General features: G+C 71.1%; 13 protein-coding genes and 2 pseudogenes. 10 read left to right on the top strand and 5 right to left on the bottom strand.

Features of this window, described 5'->3' with window-relative positions; all coding sequences use genetic code 11:
• Positions 1-83: 83 nt before the first annotated feature.
• Entirely contained in the window at positions 84-1,541 is a 1,458-nt protein-coding gene (argG, locus tag U9R90_RS21795) for an argininosuccinate synthase (RefSeq protein ID WP_411058335.1), read from the bottom strand.
• 312 nt (positions 1,542-1,853) lie between these two features.
• Here argG and rpe point away from each other — a divergent pair, with 312 nt between their 5' ends.
• Both rpe and U9R90_RS21785 read left to right on the top strand, forming a co-directional pair.
• On the top strand, positions 1,854-2,564 hold the full coding sequence (gene rpe / locus U9R90_RS21790; protein ID WP_411058334.1) for a ribulose-phosphate 3-epimerase: 711 nt from the start codon (positions 1,854-1,856) through the stop codon (positions 2,562-2,564).
• 138 nt (positions 2,565-2,702) lie between these two features.
• Complete coding sequence (locus tag U9R90_RS21785; RefSeq protein WP_411059766.1) at positions 2,703-3,731, top strand: sugar-binding transcriptional regulator; 1,029 nt, start codon at positions 2,703-2,705, stop codon at positions 3,729-3,731.
• A gap of 292 nt (positions 3,732-4,023) precedes the next feature.
• On the opposite strand, the gene U9R90_RS21780 is transcribed toward U9R90_RS21785, so the two are convergent.
• Both U9R90_RS21780 and U9R90_RS21775 read right to left on the bottom strand, forming a co-directional pair.
• The gene (locus U9R90_RS21780; RefSeq protein WP_411058333.1) at positions 4,024-5,421 is read right to left on the bottom strand and encodes a glutamine synthetase; all 1,398 of its coding nucleotides are present in this window, start codon (positions 5,419-5,421) and stop codon (positions 4,024-4,026) included.
• 43 nt (positions 5,422-5,464) lie between these two features.
• The gene (locus U9R90_RS21775) at positions 5,465-7,003 is read right to left on the bottom strand and encodes an ATP-dependent DNA ligase (protein WP_411058332.1); all 1,539 of its coding nucleotides are present in this window, start codon (positions 7,001-7,003) and stop codon (positions 5,465-5,467) included.
• A 65-nt stretch (positions 7,004-7,068) separates the two neighbouring features.
• Here U9R90_RS21775 and U9R90_RS21770 point away from each other — a divergent pair, with 65 nt between their 5' ends.
• The 4 genes and pseudogenes from U9R90_RS21770 to U9R90_RS21755 form a co-directional block, all read left to right on the top strand.
• On the top strand, positions 7,069-7,527 hold the full coding sequence (locus U9R90_RS21770; RefSeq protein ID WP_411058331.1) for a ribonuclease domain-containing protein: 459 nt from the start codon (positions 7,069-7,071) through the stop codon (positions 7,525-7,527).
• Between the two features lie 52 nt (positions 7,528-7,579).
• Complete coding sequence (locus U9R90_RS21765; protein WP_411058330.1) at positions 7,580-7,966, top strand: barstar family protein; 387 nt, start codon at positions 7,580-7,582, stop codon at positions 7,964-7,966.
• 368 nt (positions 7,967-8,334) lie between these two features.
• The gene (locus U9R90_RS21760; RefSeq protein ID WP_411058329.1) at positions 8,335-10,002 is read left to right on the top strand and encodes a Mut7-C RNAse domain-containing protein; all 1,668 of its coding nucleotides are present in this window, start codon (positions 8,335-8,337) and stop codon (positions 10,000-10,002) included.
• 81 nt (positions 10,003-10,083) lie between these two features.
• Positions 10,084-10,571: pseudogene (locus U9R90_RS21755) on the top strand (transposase); the annotation flags it as partial.
• A 51-nt stretch (positions 10,572-10,622) separates the two neighbouring features.
• On the opposite strand, the pseudogene U9R90_RS21750 reads toward U9R90_RS21755, so the two are convergent.
• Positions 10,623-11,194, bottom strand: a pseudogene (locus tag U9R90_RS21750) (ABC transporter substrate-binding protein); the annotation flags it as partial.
• Positions 11,195-12,002: 808 nt separating this feature from the next.
• On the opposite strand from U9R90_RS21750, the gene U9R90_RS21745 reads away from it, so the two are divergent.
• The gene (locus tag U9R90_RS21745; protein ID WP_411058328.1) at positions 12,003-12,959 is read left to right on the top strand and encodes an esterase/lipase family protein; all 957 of its coding nucleotides are present in this window, start codon (positions 12,003-12,005) and stop codon (positions 12,957-12,959) included.
• A gap of 311 nt (positions 12,960-13,270) precedes the next feature.
• Here the strand turns inward: U9R90_RS21745 and U9R90_RS21740 are convergent, their stop codons facing one another.
• Positions 13,271-13,474, bottom strand: coding sequence for a hypothetical protein (locus tag U9R90_RS21740; protein WP_411058327.1), 204 nt, complete (start codon positions 13,472-13,474; stop codon positions 13,271-13,273).
• Between the two features lie 15 nt (positions 13,475-13,489).
• Here U9R90_RS21740 and U9R90_RS21735 point away from each other — a divergent pair, with 15 nt between their 5' ends.
• The 3 genes from U9R90_RS21735 (at position 13,490) to U9R90_RS21725 (ending at position 17,778) form a co-directional block, all read left to right on the top strand.
• Positions 13,490-16,945, top strand: a complete 3,456-nt coding sequence (locus U9R90_RS21735; protein WP_411058326.1) for a hypothetical protein — start codon at positions 13,490-13,492, stop codon at positions 16,943-16,945.
• A gap of 207 nt (positions 16,946-17,152) precedes the next feature.
• On the top strand, positions 17,153-17,458 hold the full coding sequence (locus U9R90_RS21730; RefSeq protein ID WP_411058325.1) for a hypothetical protein: 306 nt from the start codon (positions 17,153-17,155) through the stop codon (positions 17,456-17,458).
• Complete coding sequence (locus U9R90_RS21725) at positions 17,455-17,778, top strand: hypothetical protein (RefSeq protein WP_411058324.1); 324 nt, start codon at positions 17,455-17,457, stop codon at positions 17,776-17,778. The genes U9R90_RS21730 and U9R90_RS21725 overlap by 4 nt, the downstream gene beginning before the upstream one ends.
• Positions 17,779-17,876: the final 98 nt, after the last annotated feature.

The following is a 17,876-nucleotide window of genomic DNA, read 5'->3' as shown; positions in this document are numbered from 1 at the left end:
AGACATCAGCTGCTTCGCAGCGGGCGCAGGCTGATCCGCGAAGATCGGGGAGACGCCCCCTAGGCGGTACGCCGTCCCCCTGGTCAGTCGGTGCCGAACTCCATCGCGGCGCGGTCCAGCATCTCGTCGTCGCCGGAGACCTCGCCGCGGGAGGCGATGGCCTCGGCGCCGCCCTCCGGCAGGGTGCCGATCAGCCCGGTCGCGGCCGCCTGGGCGGCGCCGATAGCGCCCCCGACGGTCGCTGCGGCGGTGCCGATCAGGCCGAGTCCGGCGTACTGCTCCAACTTGGCGCGCGAGTCGGCGATGTCGAGGTTGCGCATGGTGAGCTGGCCGATCCGGTCCACCGGGCCGAACGCCGAGTCCTCGGTGCGCTCCATGGAGAGCTTGTCCGGGTGGTAGCTGAACGCCGGGCCCGTGGTGTCGAGGATCGAGTAGTCCTCACCGCGCCGCAGCCGCAGCGTCACCTCGCCGGTGACGGCCGCGCCGACCCAGCGCTGCAGCGACTCGCGCACCATCAGCGCCTGCGGGTCCAGCCAGCGGCCCTCGTACATCAGCCGGCCGAGGCGCCGTCCTTCGTTGTGGTACTGGGCGAGGGTGTCCTCGTTGTGGATCGCGTTGACCAGGCGCTCGTACGCCGCGTGCAGCAGGGCCATGCCGGGCGCCTCGTAGATGCCGCGGCTCTTGGCCTCGATGATCCGGTTCTCGATCTGGTCCGACATGCCCATGCCGTGCCGACCGCCGATGGCGTTCGCTTCCATCACCAGGTCGACGGGGGAGGTGAACTCCTTGCCGTTGATCGTCACCGGGCGGCCCTGGTCGAAGCCGATCGTCACGTCCTCGGTGGCGATCTCGACCTCCGGGTCCCAGAACCGCACGCCCATGATCGGGTTCACGGTCTCCACGCCGGTGTTGAGGTGCTCCAGGACCTTGGCCTCGTGGGTGGCGCCCCAGATGTTGGCGTCGGTGGAGTACGCCTTCTCGGTGCTGTCGCGGTAGGGCAGGTCGTGGGTGAGAAGCCACTCCGACATTTCCTTGCGGCCGCCGAGCTCCGTCACGAAGTCCGCGTCCAGCCAAGGCTTGTAGATCCGCAGGCGCGGGTTGGCGAGCAGGCCGTACCGGTAGAACCGCTCGATGTCGTTGCCCTTGAAGGTCGAGCCGTCGCCCCAGATCTGGACGTTGTCCTCAAGCATCGCCCGGACCAGCAGAGTGCCCGTGACGGCGCGGCCGAGCGGCGTGGTGTTGAAGTAGGCACGCCCGCCCGAACGGATGTGGAACGCCCCGCAGGTGAGTGCGGCCAGGCCCTCCTCGACCAGTGCCGCGCGGCAGTCGACCAGGCGCGCGATCTCGGCACCGTAGGTCTTCGCGCGGCCGGGCACCGAGGCGATGTCGGGCTCGTCGTACTGGCCGATGTCGGCGGTGTAGGTGCACGGGACGGCGCCCTTGTCGCGCATCCACGCGACCGCGACGGAGGTGTCGAGACCGCCGGAGAAGGCGATGCCGACGCGTTCGCCGGCGGGGAGGGAGGTGAGGACCTTAGACATGGGAAGATTATGCATAATCGCGCATGATCATGCAAAGCAGGTTTCGGGTGGTGGTCGGGGCAGGTACACCGCCAGGCGGCGCCGTCAGCCCCGCGCGAGCGTCTCGGGGGCGCTCCTCACGTCGCGTACGGCCTTCATCCTCAAGCCCGGTCGAGGTCAACCGCGTTCACCCCGGCGTACGGCCTCGCGCGTGCCCGTCCCGCAGGGCCAAAACGCCAGAACGGCACGGAAGGTGAGGTTCCGGGTACGCTCGAGGGTGACTGGCTAGGACCGGGGGTGGGAAACCTCCGCGGGCATGGCAGTCTGGTGGGCATGGCAGTTCAGATCAATCCCAGCATCCTGTCCGCTGACTTCGCGCGGCTCGCCGACGAGGCGAAGGCCGTCGAAGGTGCCGACTGGCTCCATGTCGACGTGATGGACAACCACTTCGTGCCGAACCTGACGCTCGGAGTGCCGATCGTGGAGTCCCTGAGCCGGGCCACGGACACCCCGCTGGACTGTCACCTGATGATCGAGAACCCCGACCGCTGGGCGCCGCAGTACGTGGAGGCGGGCGCCGGGTCCGTCACCTTCCACGCCGAGGCCGCGGCCGCGCCCGTACGGCTCGCCCGCGAGATCCGCGCCAAGGGGGCCAGGGCCTCCATGGCGCTGAAGCCCGCGACGCCCATCGAGCCGTACGAGGACCTGCTCCCCGAGCTCGACATGCTGCTGATCATGACCGTGGAGCCGGGGTTCGGCGGCCAGAGCTTCCTGGACATCATGCTGCCGAAGATCCGCCGCACCCGTGAGCTGATCTCCAAGCACGGCCTGGAGCTGTGGCTGCAGGTCGACGGCGGGGTCGCCGAAGCCACCATCGAGCGGTGCGCCGACGCGGGCGCCGACGTCTTCGTGGCGGGCTCCGCGGTCTTCGGCAAGGACGACCCGGCCGCGGCGATGCGCTCGCTGCGCGCGAAGGCGGAGGCCGCCGCCGCGTCACACGAGCAGGTCGTGACCGCGGCGGCGGCCTGGGCGTGTGACCACTGAGTCACCGACCGCGCGTCCGCTGAGCCACGGCCAGGTGAACGCAGTACTGCACGACTGATCAAGGCCGCCGGATCTGCGAGGATGAACGGTGAGTCGCTCAGTGAACTTGTGAACAGTGAGGAGATTGCCGTGTCCGGCATGTCGGCGGGTCGGCCAGCCCTGCGGATGGGACCCGCTGAGCTGGTGCAGGCGGCGGCCATGGCCCGCCGCTTCTACCTCGAGGGCAAATCCAAGATCCAGATCGCCGAGGAGTTCGGCGTCAGCCGCTTCAAGGTCGCGCGGGTCCTGGAGACCGCGCTCGAACGGGACCTGGTGCGGATCGAGATCCGGGTACCCGCGGAACTCGACGCGGAGCGTTCCGACCGGCTGCGGGCCCGTTACGGCCTGCGGCACGCGGTCGTCGTCGAGTCCCCCGCGGACTCGGCCGAGGAGTCGCCCGACCCGGAGAACCTGGGGGAGGTGGCCGCCGATCTGCTCGGCGAACTCGTCACCGAGGGCGATGTGCTGGGGCTCGCCTGGGGCCGCTCCACGATCCACATGGCCGCGGCCCTGGACCGGCTGCCGCCGTGCACCGTCGTCCAGCTCACGGGCGTGTACGACGCCGGGACCGCCGAGCGCGGCTCGGTGGAGGCGGTACGGCGTGCCGCGCAGGTGTCCGGGGGAGAGGCGCACCCCATCTACGCGCCGATGCTGCTGCCGGACCCGGCGACCGCCGCGGCGCTGCGCAACCAGACCGGGATCGCCCGCGCCTTCGAGTACTTCGACAAGGTCACCGTCGCCGCGGTCTCCATCGGCTCCTGGGAGCCCGGTATCTCCACGGTGCACGACATGCTGACCGACGACGAGCGCGCCCACTACGCCTCGCTCGGGGTCGCCGCCGAGATGTCCGCGCACCTCTTCGACGCTCAGGGGCGCCGGGTCGGCCGTGACCTGGGGGAGCGGTGCATCACGGTCGAGGCCGACCGGCTGCGGCGTATCCCCGAGGTGGTGGCGATCGCCGGCGGGCTGCGTAAGGCGGGCGCGATCGACGCGGTGCTCCGCTCGGGCCTGGTCACCAGCCTGGTCACGGACACTGCGGCGGCGGACTATCTGCTGGAGGCGGGCCCGGCGCCCCGCCCGGCGCTGGACCGCGCGGACCCGGACAGCGAGGGCTCGCAGGGGCGGTAGCGGGGCCGGTGGGGGCGCACCGCCCGGATGAAGTCGGTCAGCAGCAGCGGGTCGCAATGGCGCAGCCGCAGGTCGGGGTCGCCGAAGCTGGTGTGCAGTGGCAGTGGCAGTCGCAGCGGCAGCCCGGTGTGCGCCGCCGACCACCACAGATGGTGAAGCAGTACGGCGTTGGCCAGGCGAGTGACCCACGCGGCGGGGTCTTCGGAGCGGTCGGACGCGTAAGCCGTCGCCTCCGCCAGGCGCTCCAGGCGTACGATCTCGCGCGCATCGCCCCGGCCAGCTCGGCCCAGTTTCAGTACCGCCCCCGAGTGACGGCCGCCAGCTCCGCGGGCGGCGTGCCGTCGAACAGCTCGGCCTCCGCGGCGCGTACCGCCGCGAACGCCTCGAAGAGCGGCTCGCCCAGCGCCTCGCGCAGCACCGACGACGCGGTGAACCGCGCCAGCGCGCGGGGCAGCGAGGTGGGCAGCCGCGGCTGGTCCTGGCCGACCGGGTCGCCGGTCACGGGCGCGGGGAGCGCGAGCGCCGCGTCCAGACCGGCGAGGCCCGCCGCGATCACCGCGCCGACCAGCAGGTAGGGATTGGCGGCGGCGTCGAAGCACTTGAACTCGGCGTTGGCGGCGTCCGGTTCGTCCGGCGGGCCGGTAATGAAGCGGAGGGCGGCTTCTCGGTTCTCTGGCCCCCAGCACTGGAACGCACCAGCCCAGCGCGAGGGTTCCAGGCGCAGATAGCTCGCGGGTGAGGGAGCGCCGACGGTCAGCAGGGCGGGCAGCGCGTCCAGCACCCCGGACAGGAACGCCTCGCTGAGCGCCGTCATCCCCAACGGCCCCTCGCCGCCCCGGCACAGGTTCCGGCCGTCGCGCCACAGGCTCAGATGCAGATGCCGGCCGCTGCCGACGACCCCCGGCTCGACGACCGGCCCGAACGCGGCGACGTAGCCGTGCCGCAGGGACACCGCGCGGATGGTCTCGCGGACCAGTACGGCGTCGTCCGCGGCGCCCACCGGGTCCGAGGGCGCGACGGACACCTCGAACTGCCCCGGGGAGTACTCGGGATGGATCTGCAGCACCTCGACGCCCTGTGCCACCAGCGCGGCCAGTACGGCGTCCAGGTAAGCCGACAGCTCCACCAGGCGTGCCATGCCGTACGCGGGTCCCGCGCCCGGCCGGTCGGGCACGAAGAGGGGCGCGACGTCAGGCGCGTGGTCGGAGTCGGACGTGCTGGCCGCCGAGGGCGCCCGCAGGACGGTCCACTCGGTCTCGAAGCCCATCCGCAGCTCGATCCCGCGCCCGGCGGCCCGCTCCGTCATCCGCCGCGCGAACTGCCGCTGGCACGCGGGGTGCGGCTGCCCGAGCTGGTCGTACCGGTCGGCGGGCGCCCACGCCCAGCCGGGCTGCCCGGCCAGCACCGTCAGACGGTCCAGGTCGGGGAACAGCCTGAGGTCGCCGTCCGGGCCGCCGATGTGGCGGCTGGTGGTGGCGGAGTCGTCCACCAGGAAGACGTCGAACACCGGCGACACCCCGACGCCCCGATGCGCCGCGTGGGGCAGCCGTCCGGTGGGCACGCCCTTGACCCGGGTGATGCCCGCGTTGTCCACCCAGGTCAGGGCGATCGCGCGGACCCCCTCGCCGCCGAGCCGCGCCGCCTCCTGCCGGGCCTCGGTCCGCGCCCGCTCGCGTTGTGCCGTATCCACGCTGCCTCCAGGTCCACCGTCCGCGACGTCCCGTACCGCCCCGCTACCGCTCGTGCAGCGCGTGCACCGCCTCGACCGTGTCCGCGTCGGCCGCCCGCTTGTCCTCGCGATACCGCACCACGCGCGCGAAGCGCAGCGTCACCCCCTCCGGATAGCGCGACGAGCGCTGCACGCCGTCGAAGGCCACCTCCACCACCAGCTCGGGCCGCACCCGCACCACCCACCCGTCGTCGCTCACCGCCAACTCCTGCAACCGCTCGGTCTGCCAGGCCAGCAGCGCGTCCGTAAGACCCTTGAAGGTCTTGCCCAGCATCGCGAAGGACCCGTCCGGGCGGCGCGCGCCCAGATGCAGATTGGACAGCTTCCCGGTCCGCCGCCCATGCCCCCACTCCGCAGCGAGCACCACCAGGTCCAGCGTGTGTACGGGTTTCACCTTCAGCCAGGACGCCCCACGCCGCCCCGCGCTGTACGGGGAGTCCAACGCCTTCAGTACGACCCCCTCGTGCCCGCGCTCCAGAGCCTCGGCCGCGAACTCCCGCGCGGCCTCCCGCAGCCGTACGTCACCGGGGTCGTCGACCGCCAGACGGCGCACCCGGCGCGGCTCGGGCGTCACCCGCGCCAGCTCCGCGTGGCGCTCCCCGGCGGGCAGGTCGAGCAGGTCGCGGCCGTCCACGGCCAGCAGGTCGAAGAAGACCGGGAACAACGGCAGCGAGGCCTGGGCGCCCTCGACGTCCAAACGCGAGCCGACCCGGCCCGCGATGTCCTGGAACGGCCGCGGCCGCCCCCGCTCGTCCAGCGCGATCACCTCACCGTCGAGCACCACCCGGTCGGACGCCAACTCCTGTGCCGCGGCGACGACTTCCGGTAGCCGTACGGTGATCTCGTCCAGCGTACGGGTGAAGACGCGCACCTGGTCGCCGTCCCGGTGCACCTGTACCCGGATGCCGTCGAGCTTCTCCTCGACCGCACACGGGCCCAGACGCTCCACCGCCTCGTCCACGTCCTTCGCCGTCTTGGCGAGCATCGGCAGCACCGGGCGCCCCACGTCGAGCCGGAACGCGTCCAACGCGGCCACCCCGTCGGCGGCCAGCGCGCTCGCCACCACGTCCAGCCGCCCCGCGAGCATCACCGCCCGCCGTACCGCCACCGGGTCCGCGTCGACGGCCACCGCCAGTGCCTCGGCCGCGAGCGCGTCCAGCGCGCCCTGCCGCAGCTCGCCGCCGATCAGGCCGTACAGCAGGTGCTGCTCGTCCTCCGTGGCGGCGGCCAGCAGCTCATGCAGCAGGCGTCTGCGTTCGCCCTGCGAGCCCTGGCCGGAGACGGCCGCGATCCGGTCGAACGCCTCGTGCACGTCCTGGACCGTGAGCCGGGCGCCGGCGGCAGGCGGCTGCCGCTCCTTGAAGGCCGTCCAGCCCACACCGATCTTCCGCTGCGGCAGCCGACCCGCGAGATACGAGACGACCAGCGGCGCGTCGTCCGGTGACATCCCGCGGAACAGCTCGGCGAGGAGGGCGGTCTTCTTGGATCGGGAACGGGTCGCGGCGATCTCCCGCGAGGTTCTGGCCACGTCGGCGAGCAGCATGAACACATCGTGGCCCAGCAGCGGCCTACCCGCAGCGGTTCGGCGCCTGTGGCAGCATCGGCGGCATGCTGCACGGGCCCCGTCAGGCACCACCCCACCGCCGCCCTACCGGTCTCCTACTCGCCCTGCTGTCCGCTGTCGCGCTGCTGCTCGGTGGCTGCGCCATGACGACCGACACCGGCACACCGGGCGGGACCCGCACGCCGAGCGGCCCATCGGCCCCCGCGACACCCGGCTGGGCCCGGGGCATGGCGACGGTCCTCGTGGCCGAGCTGCCACCCGAGGCACGCGAAACGTTGCGCCTCATCGATGCCGACGGGCCCTTCCCGTACGAGAAGGACGGCACGACCTTCGGCAACTTCGAGCGGCTGCTGCCTCGTCAGCAACGCGGCTACTACCGCGAGTACACGGTTCGCACACCAGGGGAGCGCACCCGTGGGGCGCGGCGCCTGGTCACCGGTGACGGCGGCGAGACGTACTACACGCGAGACCACTACAACTCGTTCAAGGCGGTTCTGCGATGACCAGTGGTTCTGCGATGACCGGCGGTTCTGCGATGACCAAGGCGGTTCCGCGATGACCGACGCCGCACCCGCATCGCCGTCCCCGGCGGCCGCCCTCGCCCCCATCCTGGCCGCCGCGCGCGCCACGGGCTGGTACACCGCCGTACTCGACCTCGAAGGCGCCGCGGACAAGGCCGCCTTCATGGAGCGCTGTGCCCGCGCCCTGGCCCTGCCCGACTGGTTCGGACGCAACTGGGACGCGCTCGCCGACTGCCTCACCGACCTGTCGTGGGCCCCGGCAACCGGCGGCCGCCTCCTGGTGGTGTCGGGCTGGCGCGGATACGCCCGCGCGCAGCCCCGGGAGTGGGGCATCGCCCAGGACGTACTCGCCGACGCGGTGGACCACTGGAGCGCCACCGGCACCCCGCTCGCCGTGGTGCTCACGCTGGACCGCGACTGAGGCTGGGGCGCCTGCACAAGCCCCCGTACCTCCCTGGGGGATCACACCAACGGGGGGCTTTGCTGGAGACGCGGCGCGGCGCGGCCGAGCGAAGGCGGGCAGGCGTGGCCGCGAGCCGCCAACAATTTCCCGCCGCAACGGCGAGAACCAGGACGGTGCGGCCCGGCGGTGCCGAACGAACCTCAACCCGGTCAAGGCCGGTCGTGATCCGACGTCTGGCGGCCGAGCCGCACCGAGCCGGGGCGCTATCGAAGGCGATCCCCCGCAGCAGGCGCAAGACCCTTCCCGCCGACACGGCGAAAGCCCGGACGCGGCAGCCGTAACCCGTCAGCGCCCAGCGCGAGCGACCTGGTGGCATCCTTGAATACGTGTCCGGATCGTCGCTGCACCTTCGATTCCCCGCCGAACTCCGCCTCTTCCTCCCGTCCCGCCACCGGCCCACCGGCGAGGTCCTCGTGCCGCCCGACGGGACCTCGTCGCTCGGTCATGTGGTCGAGTCGCTCGGCGTTCCGCTGACGGAGGTCGGGTCCCTGCGCGTCGACGGGCGGCCGGTCACCGTGTCGTACAGGCCGCAGGAGGGCGATGACATCGAGGTGGGACCCGTCCCGCGGCCACAGGAGCCGCGGCCGGAGCCGCTGCGGTTCGTCCTCGACGTCCATCTCGGAGCGCTGGCCCGGCATCTGCGGCTGATCGGTCTGGACACCGCGTACCGCAACGACATGGACGACGACGCGCTGATCGAGCAGGCGAACGCCGAGCGCCGGGCGCTGCTGACCCAGGACCGCGGGCTGCTGCGCCGCAGGTCGCTGTGGTTCGGCGGGTACGTGCGCGGGGCACGGGCCGAGGCCCAACTCGCCGATGTCCTGGAGCGCTTCGAGCCGCGGCTGGCCCCGTGGACCCGGTGCATGGCATGCAACGCGCCGCTGGCCCCGGTCGAGAAGGGCGAGGTCGAGCACCTGCTCAGGCCCGGCACGCGCCGCACGTACCACACCTTCATGCGCTGCCCGGAATGCGGCCGCGTCTACTGGCGGGGCGCGCACAGCGGCAGGCTGGAGCGGATCGTGTCGGCGGCGAAGCGCATCGCCGCCGTCGCCATGGTCTCCGTGGTCATGGCCTTCGGCCTCGCCGCGTGTACCGACGGGGACTCGGGGAACAGCACCGCGCCCTCCCGGGACTCCCGGGGACGCGCCCTGTCACCCTTCACCGGGCTGCCCGCCGAGCCCGCCCCCGTACTGGCCGTCAAGATCGACAACGTGGGCCCGGCGCGCCCGCACACCGGACTCGGCGCGGCGGACATCGTCTACGTCGAGCAGGTGGAGGCCGGGCAGACCCGGATACTGGCCGTGCTCTCGTCCGACTTGCCCGACGAGCTGGGTCCCGTGCGCAGCGCCCGCGAGTCGGATCTGGAGCTGCTGCGGCAGTTCGGGCGGCCCGCGTTCGCGTACTCAGGGGCGCAGTCGAAGCTGAATCCCCTGATCGCGGGCGCTCCTGTCTACGCGCTGCCGCCAGGGAAGGCGTCCGAGGCGTACTTCCGCGACAGCGGCAGGAACGCGCCGCACAACCTCTACGTACGTCCGGAGCGGCTGCTCGACGTCGCGCCCGAGGCGGAGAAGTCGGCGGACATCGGGTTCCGGTTCGGGGCGGCGCCGGACGGCGGGCGGCAGGTGAACGAGCACACCGTCCGCTTCCCCGCGGCCCGATTCGTCTTCACGTGGTCGCCGGACGAGCGGAGGTGGCTGGTGTCGATGGACGGGACGGCGATGACTACGACCGACGGTGGGCGGTCGGAGGCGGCGACCGTGGTCGTCCAGCAAGTCACCGTGCGGGACTCGGAGTTCAGCGACCGATGGGGCAGCGTCTCGCCGTACAGCGAGACCGTGGGCTCGGGTGAGGCGACGGTGCTGCGCGACGGCAGGGCGTACGACGTCCTATGGAGCCGGGACGGGGAGGAGGACGGCACGACGTTCACGACGCCGTCCGGCGATCCGATGAACTTCGCCGAGGGGCCGGTGTGGGTCCTGCTCACCGGCCGTTGACCGGTTCCCTCCAGTTCGCGGGCGGGCGCGGCGGGTGATCAACCGGTATGGCCATCCCAGGATCGTGATCGGGACGATGACCGCCTCGAAGTTGACCGCCTGCCCGGCGACGCCACCCCGCTGCCGGTGTGGCTGTGGTCCTTCAGGGCCGGTATGACCGGCGCGGACGGCGACGTGCGCTGGCAGGCCTCCTGCGCGGCTTCGATCTGGAGCACACCCTTCCGGATGATCAAGCGGACGTTCGGCGGGACTCGCTCCAGGATCCGCACCCCCGAGGCCGGGGACCGCTGGACCTGGCTGATCACCGCCGCCCACACCCGGCTCCGGCTCGTTCGCGCGGCTGCCGCGGACTTCCGCCGCCCCTGGGAACGCCCGCCGAGCCAGGCCGCCTCACCCCCGCCCGCGTCCGGCGAGGGTTTCGCAACCTTCGCCCGCGCCTGCTCTGCCCGACCCGTGTACCCAAACCCTCCCACTCGGGCCCTGGCCGGCCGCCCGGCTCCAAGAACAGGCGGCCCGCCACCCGCCATGACGTCGGCAGGACCGTGAAACGGGCCGAATCGCTCACCGAGCACGTTCGGTTGCGCCGCGGCTCATTCGGCGAACTCCGGTTGTCCGGAAGGAGCGCCGATCCCGAGTTCGACGACGGCGGCGCCGCGGGGAGCGAGGCGGTCCCGCAGGACGCGGGTCCCGGACGCCCAGTAGACGCTCGGCTGGGTCGCCACGGCGATCCGCCGCCGGCCCGCGCCGAGGAGGAAGTCCGCGTAGGTCCGCCAGCCGTGGGACTGGGCCGGGGCCAGACGCGCGACCCACTCCGTCGGCTCCTCGGTGAGCGCGTCGAGCGCCGCGGACGAGCAGAGGAACGGCACGCCGAGGGCGTCGGCCCGGGCGGCGACGGCGCGGGCGATGACGCTGTGGTACTCGCCGCCACGGCGGCCACGCCCAGGCCGACCAGTTCGTCCACGGCCGCCGCGGCCCGCTCGGGGTCGGCCGCGGTGTCCCGGAGCGCCAGTTCCGGTGGTCTGCCGTCGATCCCACCGGCGTCGTTGACCTCGCGCACGGCCAGGTCGAGTCCTGCGAGCAGGTGTCGGCCCGCCTCGACCCAGCCGGGCCGCGTCAGCGGGACGGGAGCGCCCAGGCGGACGGACGACCCGTCTGTGCGCTCCGCTCCGGACGGCGATGATGGCGTGTTCATCGGGTGGCGTCTCCCCTGGGCTGATGCGGTCGCGGTCCGCCCGGATCGCGCGCCGGCCGCCGCCGGGGGTTCGCGTTCATCACGGCTCGCCGTGGCGGGTGCGCCCGGGTGATCATGCCGGTCATTGGATTCACCGCCATCACCAATTGGCAACCGATCAATTGTTCGCTGAGCTGCCAAGCTTCGTCGTCAGCAGTTCCGGTGCGCCAACACCGTCGGCAAGCCCACGTAAACGGCTCCGCTCGCCGCTCTGTTCCGGCTCGGGTATCCTTTCGAGCCAGGTGCCGGGCGTCCCGTGGACTCTTCTCCGGTCCCCTACGACCTGACGTAGACGTGACGTACGGGGCGGGAGTTGCGCCTGGTGCGGTGGATGATTCGGTTGTGAGCCCTCGTCAGTTCGCTGGCGGGGGTTTTGTGTTGCCCAAGGGGGCGCGGCTCAGGAACCCGACTATGGTCGCGCGAAGGACCTGATCGAGGAAGCTGGACGCCTTCGGCGTGCGGCGGCGGCAGCGGAGCCGGGGCAGTGACCCAAGGGTTCATGGGGCCGCCTTGGCAGGCTGACTGGACCAAGGCGGACGCGGAAGACCGCGACGCGCTTCCCGGCACTGCGCGCCTTGGTCGATGCCGCTCGTGCGGCGCACTGTCGTGTATGTGACACCAGGCGAGCTCAGGATGAGCGTCCATGCTGATCAAGCTCTGGAGTCGGTACGCGCGTACATGACGAAGGGCGAACGATGGTCACCGCTGCTCCGCCTGGCGTAGCCTCCGGATGGATACTGGTGCTCCAGGGTGGGGGAGACGGATATCGATGGTCCACAAGCAAGTCGGCGTGGTCTTCGTCCACGGGTTGTTCTCCTCACCGCAAACCTGGTCGTCCTTCACGGAGCTGATCGGCCAGGACGAAGAACTGGCCGGGATGACGCCGCTGTTGTTCGGGTACAGCTCCCCGGTTGCGGTCCTCAGCCCGTTGCGCCGGATTCCGTCCTTCGACGACCTGGCCGACAGCCTTCAGACGTTCCTGGAAGTCGAAGCGCACCCCTTCGAGCAACTCGTGCTGGTGTCGCACAGCCAGGGTGGTCTGATCGTCCAGCGTCACCTCGCCCGGATGCTCGGTGCGGGCCGGGGAACCGAGCTGGCCCGGATCAGGCAGATCGTGATGTTCGCGTGCCCCAACTCCGGTTCCGAGCTGGCCCTGACGCTCCGGCGCGCTCTCTGGCGTGGCCGGAACGGTCAGGAGCGGCAACTGCGGCCGGTCAACGCGGCGGTGACCGAGGCCCAACGAACGGTGTTCAACCGGGTGGTGCACGCCCGGGCCGTCACAGCGAGCTCCTGCCCCATTCCGATCAAGGCGTACGCAGGGGAGACGGACAATGTCGTCACGCCCGCCTCAGCCCGGAGCGTGTTCCCGCACGCCGACGTCGGGGTGCTGCCGGGCGATCACTTCACGATCATTCGGCCGGACTCGTCCGCGCACCGGTCGTATGCGGCCCTGAAGCAGTTACTGCTCACGTCGCGCAGGGCGGCAGAGGCGCAGCCTACGGGCCGTGAGGTGGGGATCCTTGGCCGCGAGACGGAGTCCCCCGGCCGTGAAGTGGTGGCGACGGCCGTAGCCGAGACGGTCGACGGCCGGCTCGCCGCCATCGACACCGACGATCTGCCGCAAGGGGGCATCGAAGCGACCGTCCGAGCCGGACACGTCGGCCCCGACGGAGAAGTAACGGGAGTGCGCATCCGGCGGCGCACCCCGCCCACTGAGGCCTCATGAGCGCGCTGCAACCACCCGAGTCGCTCATCGTCCCCCGGGCAGGCATCCGACGGCGGGTGGACGAATGGCTGTCGGATCAGGTATCGCCCTGCCTGTTGATCGTGGGCCCGCCCGGTTGCGGAAAGACGGTGTTCGCCGAGCAGCTGCGGGCGGCGGGAACGGCCGCGTACGGGCACTTCTGCGTCGCTCAGCAGGACGCGACGCTCAGCCCCCAGCGCTTCGTGAAGTCCTTGGCGCTGATGCTGGCGGAACGTTCGTCGGCCTTCGCACGGATGCTGGCCGAAGAGCTGACGCCGGGTCTCGTCATCAACTCAACCGTTCATGTGGGGGCGGCCGACTCCGGCGCCCGGGTCCAGGGCATCGTCATCGAAGAGCTGGAGCTGCACGATGTGCCGGCCAGGGTCGCCTTCGACCGGCTGATCCGTACGCCGCTGCAGCGCTGCCGGGAACTCGGCGATTCCGTGGGGCCGGTGACGATTCTGGTCGACGCGCTGGACGAATCCCTGGGGTTCCATCCCACGGACCACCTCGTGGATCTGCTGGCCCGCGTGGCCTCCGATCCGCCCCCGGAGATGCGGCTGCTCCTCACGGCACGGTCCGGCGACATCAGGATCACGGACCGTTTCGAAGCGACACCGCTGGACATCGGCCCCGGTTTCGAGGCCCCCGCCGACTCCGACCTGCTCCGCTACGTGGTGCAGCGCCTTGAAGCGATACCCGAGCCGCAACGTCAGGTTCTGGCCGAGCGCGTCGCCGCAGCAGCAGCCGGTAACTTCCTGTACGCCTATCACGTCCTCAACGACATCACCGCACAGCCCGCACCGGTCGCGGTAGCCGACTGGCCGCTCCCGGAAGGTCTGCCCGGCGTCTATCGCAGGTATCTCGCCCGGGAACTCGCCCTCGACCGGACCGGATCCGAATGGCGACGGCTCTTCCGCCCCGTCCTCGGCGTGGTGGCCGTCAGCCGGGGGCACGGCCTGAGCCCCGAGAGCATCGCGCGAGCCGCAGGCCTGCGGCTGTCCGAGGCGGAGGATGTACTGCACCTGTGTGGACAGTTCCTCACACGGGTCGAAGGGGGCCACGGGGCGGTGCTGCTCTACCACCGGTCCTTTCAGGAGTTCCTGCAGACCGACAGCACGTACCACGTGTACCCGGGTGAGGCGCACGAAGCCGTGGCGCGACTGCACCTGTCCGAAGGCGAGGTGTCCTGGGGGCAGCAGAGCAGCACCTACGCGCTGGCCCATCTGGCATACCACCTGCATGGCGCCGGACTTTGGGACGACCTTGTCGCGCTGGCCCGTGACGAGAATTACCTGGCCGAGCAGCGTCACCGCATGGCCCATGATGCCGAGGCGCCTCTCATCACGGCGCGGCTCGGGCTCGATGCCGCGCTCACCACGAACGATCTCCCCGCAGTCGCAGAACTTCTGCTGCGTACCGCATCGCGCCACGGCGGTCTTCAGGCCGGGTCGCCCTTGGACCGGCTGCAACGGAGCGGGGCGGCCGCGGCGGTCCGTCTCGCGGCAGATCTGTCCTCAGACGAACGCACCCTGTACGAACTGTTGATCGCCCTGCAGCTGCTCGCTCACGGCGACACCCGGCAGGCCGGCCAGGTGCTGCGCGAGGTGAGTTCGCGCGAGCCCGACCGGCTGACCCGTGACGACGACGTCGGCGCGCTTCTGCTCACCGGACTGTCCGAAGCAGACCCGCGTACGTGCGTGCTGCTCGCGGACCAACTGCTTAGTACCTGGGGCAGACAGTACGCGGTCCGCCTCCTGTTGCGAAGCGGCCGTCACGAGGCTGCGATCTCCTTCGCGGAGACCATCGCCGATGCGAACCACAGGCATCGGACGTTCCTGGCGATCGCCGAAGAGACGCTCAGCACCGGCCGGCCCGACCTCGCCGAGCCGTGGCTGCGCAGCATCGCCCACACCCCTCTCCCGCCCGGTGCCGACGACGAGGTGGCGTGGGTCACGGCATGCGCTCAGGCCTTGGTGGGTGAGTTGAGCGAGGCGCAGGAGACGCTGCGTCACAAGCTCAGAGCCGGGCCCTCGGCCACAAAGGCGTCCGTGGAACCTGCCGCCTCCCACCGGGCCCACCTCCTGGCGTGTGCCGCGAGCGCCGCAGCAGACCCCAGCGGGCGGGCAGCGCTGCTGGATCAGGCGGCCTCGCTCGCACACACGCTGGAGGCCGGGGTGGATCGCAGCGCGGTGTGGGTTCAGCTGGCGAAGGTGCACCTGTGGCACGGGTCGTCCGGCCCGGTCCGGGACGCCCTGCGCAGTGCTGCCGAAGGGGCACCCGGGATGCAGGGGACACCCGTGTCCTACGGGGAAGAGATGTACGACTCCGAGCCGGTCCACGATGACGCATTCCACGGACCGTGCGTGCAAGGCCTCCATCTGGAGCTTGCCCGGATCGCCGCGGGCGCGGGGCTGTTCGACGATGCGCTCGCCTTTGCCGAGCCCCTGCTGAGCGCCGGGGCGGCATGGGACGGGATCGAGGTGATGGCACATATCGCGCGCTCGGCCCGCCGGACCGGAGACCAGGCCGTGGCACGCGACGCCTTCGCGCAGGCGTCGGCGCTTCTGGAGCGTATGGGCCAGCCGATGCGGCGCCTGGTGGTTGCCGCCGAACTGGCCTTCGGCGTGGCGGAAACGGGCTGGCCCGCCCAGGCGTTTCCCACCTCCACAGGAGACTTGGTCTCATCCGTCGACGCCGTCCTGCGCCGACGAGCCGAACAACGGACGGAGCTCGCGGGCGCCCTTGCCGAGAGCGCCCTCCTGGTGCACCACGCGCTGCGCGGCATCGACCAGCGTGCGAGCACGGCCGCCACGGCCCTCGCAGCGGAAATCCAGGGGCAGTTCGTGACGGAGTCCCCCGGCCACCGCGCCGGGGCGCTCGCTGTCCTCTCGGCACAGCTCGGAGACGGGGCCACCGCCCTGCAGTTACTCAAGAGGGTCGAGCAGGCCGACGTGCGACGACAGCTCACCTCGTCGGTGGTCTACGACCTTGCCGAGCGAGGTCTGATGGACGAGGCTCGCAGAGTCCAGAGCGGCCTTGGTCCGGAGCTCGACCAGGCGCTTGTCTCGTGGCTGTCGGTGCGCGCCCAACTCACGCACGCTGCTGAGACGAACGCTCCAGCACAGGCCGTTGAATCACTCTGCCGGCAGCAGGACACCGCAGCGATGCTCGCCGTGGCCGCTGCGGAGTACCGCGAGCGGGGCCGGTCCGCCACGGCCGACGCGCTGAGCACCAGGGCGGCCGAACTGACGAAGCAGGGCCTCGAGCACACGATCAGTCGGCGCCAGACCTGGGGGTTGGTTCCCCAAGTCTTCGTCACAGAGGCCGACGAGCTACAGCGGCACGCGCGCACACTGGCCAGGCTCGGCGATGTGGACACCGCCTTGAAGGCGCTGGAACTCGCGGCCGACTCCGATGATTCGGCCATCCTCACCGTCTCCATGGGAAACATGTGGGGACCAGATGAAACCGCCGACACCCGGGCGGAGCGCGACGACTGGCAGGCCGGGCGTCAGGTGCAGCGGCTGTGTGAACTGGCAATGATCGCCCGGCGTTCGGGTTTCGCGAGCACGGCACTCCGCTACCTCATTGCCGCCGAGCGGTGGATCGACCGGTTCGGGACACCTCAGGTACGCAACGACGCGGCGGTACATATCGCGCGGACCGCAGCGGCGGGAGGGCACCTCGACAGGGTCCCCTTCGCCCTCGACGCGGTCACTATCCATCGCCAGGAGAGCCTGGCCGAGGCGTTCCTGGCGTACTGCACGAGCAGCCCGGACCGTCTTTCGGGATCCCTGTCGAAGCACCACGCGAAACTCGTCGCCAGCACGGACACCGACCTGGCCGCGGCCGTTCGGGTGTGTGGGGGACTTGCGTTCCTGTTCCCCCACCATGCCCGGGCGATCTGGGGCCACCTTCGGAGCACGGTGACACGCGGCGAATCGGCGCAGCGACTTTCCTGGTGACAAGGCGGCAGGCAGCACCGCACCCCGCAGCTGCGACATTGGCGGTTTCATCGGCTCGCCGACGTTGTGAATCGATCAGTAGTAGCGTTCCAGCAGACAGACCAGCGCCGCATCGGCAGTCCGTCCCTCAGGTGCGGTCCGAGGATCATCGCGGGAGGAAGACGCGTCATGACCACTGCCCCTGTTGGCGCGCGAGCCGTGCCTCCCATGCCCGACAAGACCCCAAGGGCTTTGCGCGCCGCTATCGCCGAACATGCTCCGCAACTCCTGGTGGATTTCGACCGGCACTGGCGCCGTGACATCGCCGACGCCTACGACCTCGCGCCGGTGCCCGCCTTCATGGCCCGCTGGTGGAGCGAATACGCCCTCGCCCGTGACCCGCAGCTCCAGGCGAAGGTGCACGGCCTGGAGGACGCGGCTGCTCGGGAAGCCGACTACCGTCGCGCGAAGGACCTGATTGAGGAAGCCGGACGCCTCCGTCGCGCGGCGGCGGCAGCGGAGCCTGGTCAGTGACCGAAGGGTTCATGGGCCCGCCCTGGCAGGCTGACTGGACCAAGGCAGCCGAGGACGACCGTGAGGCACTTCCCGATGCAGCGCGCGCCCTGGTTGACGCCGCTCGTGCAGAACTCGTCACTGCCGCCGATCCGTACTTCCGGGGGATCGATGCCGATCGTGACCTTCCAGGCGGGATGAGCGTCGAGCCTGCTCAGTCCACCCGCCCCGGTGGCCAGCATGTCTTCTACTTCGACCATGGCCGGGGATGGCTGCGCTATCAGTTCACTAGAAGAACCGTCGATCCCCAGATCGTGATTGAAGAATGCTTCTGGCAGTGAGGGGTCGGCTTGCGTAGTCGCCGCTCTGTTCCGGCTCGGGTAACCTTTCGACGTAAGGCAGGCCCACTGTCCTGCACAAGCCCCCGTACCTCCCTGGA

This window comes from Streptomyces sp. E11-3 (genome assembly GCF_046540415.1).
Classification (GTDB): Bacteria; Actinomycetota; Actinomycetes; order Streptomycetales; family Streptomycetaceae; genus Streptomyces.
Note: the sequence above shows the minus strand (reverse complement) of the source record. Positions and strands in the feature narration are given on the sequence as shown.

What these genes read in the sequence shown, in the direction of transcription:
- U9R90_RS21775 (WP_411058332.1), bottom strand. Translation starts at nt 7,003, where the DNA reads ATGCTGCTCGCCGACGTGGCCAGAACCTCGCGGGAGATCGCCGCGACC.
- U9R90_RS21740 (WP_411058327.1), bottom strand. Translation starts at nt 13,474, where the DNA reads ATGGAACCCCAGGGATTCGTCCAGCGCGTCGACCAGAATCGTCACCGG.
- U9R90_RS21785 (WP_411059766.1), top strand. Translation starts at nt 2,703, where the DNA reads ATGTCGGCGGGTCGGCCAGCCCTGCGGATGGGACCCGCTGAGCTGGTG.
- U9R90_RS21770 (WP_411058331.1), top strand. Translation starts at nt 7,069, where the DNA reads ATGCTGCACGGGCCCCGTCAGGCACCACCCCACCGCCGCCCTACCGGT.
- U9R90_RS21765 (WP_411058330.1), top strand. Translation starts at nt 7,580, where the DNA reads ATGACCGACGCCGCACCCGCATCGCCGTCCCCGGCGGCCGCCCTCGCC.
- U9R90_RS21745 (WP_411058328.1), top strand. Translation starts at nt 12,003, where the DNA reads ATGGTCCACAAGCAAGTCGGCGTGGTCTTCGTCCACGGGTTGTTCTCC.
- rpe (WP_411058334.1), top strand. Translation starts at nt 1,854, where the DNA reads ATGGCAGTTCAGATCAATCCCAGCATCCTGTCCGCTGACTTCGCGCGG.
- argG (WP_411058335.1), bottom strand. Translation starts at nt 1,541, where the DNA reads ATGTCTAAGGTCCTCACCTCCCTCCCCGCCGGCGAACGCGTCGGCATC.
- U9R90_RS21730 (WP_411058325.1), top strand. Translation starts at nt 17,153, where the DNA reads ATGCCCGACAAGACCCCAAGGGCTTTGCGCGCCGCTATCGCCGAACAT.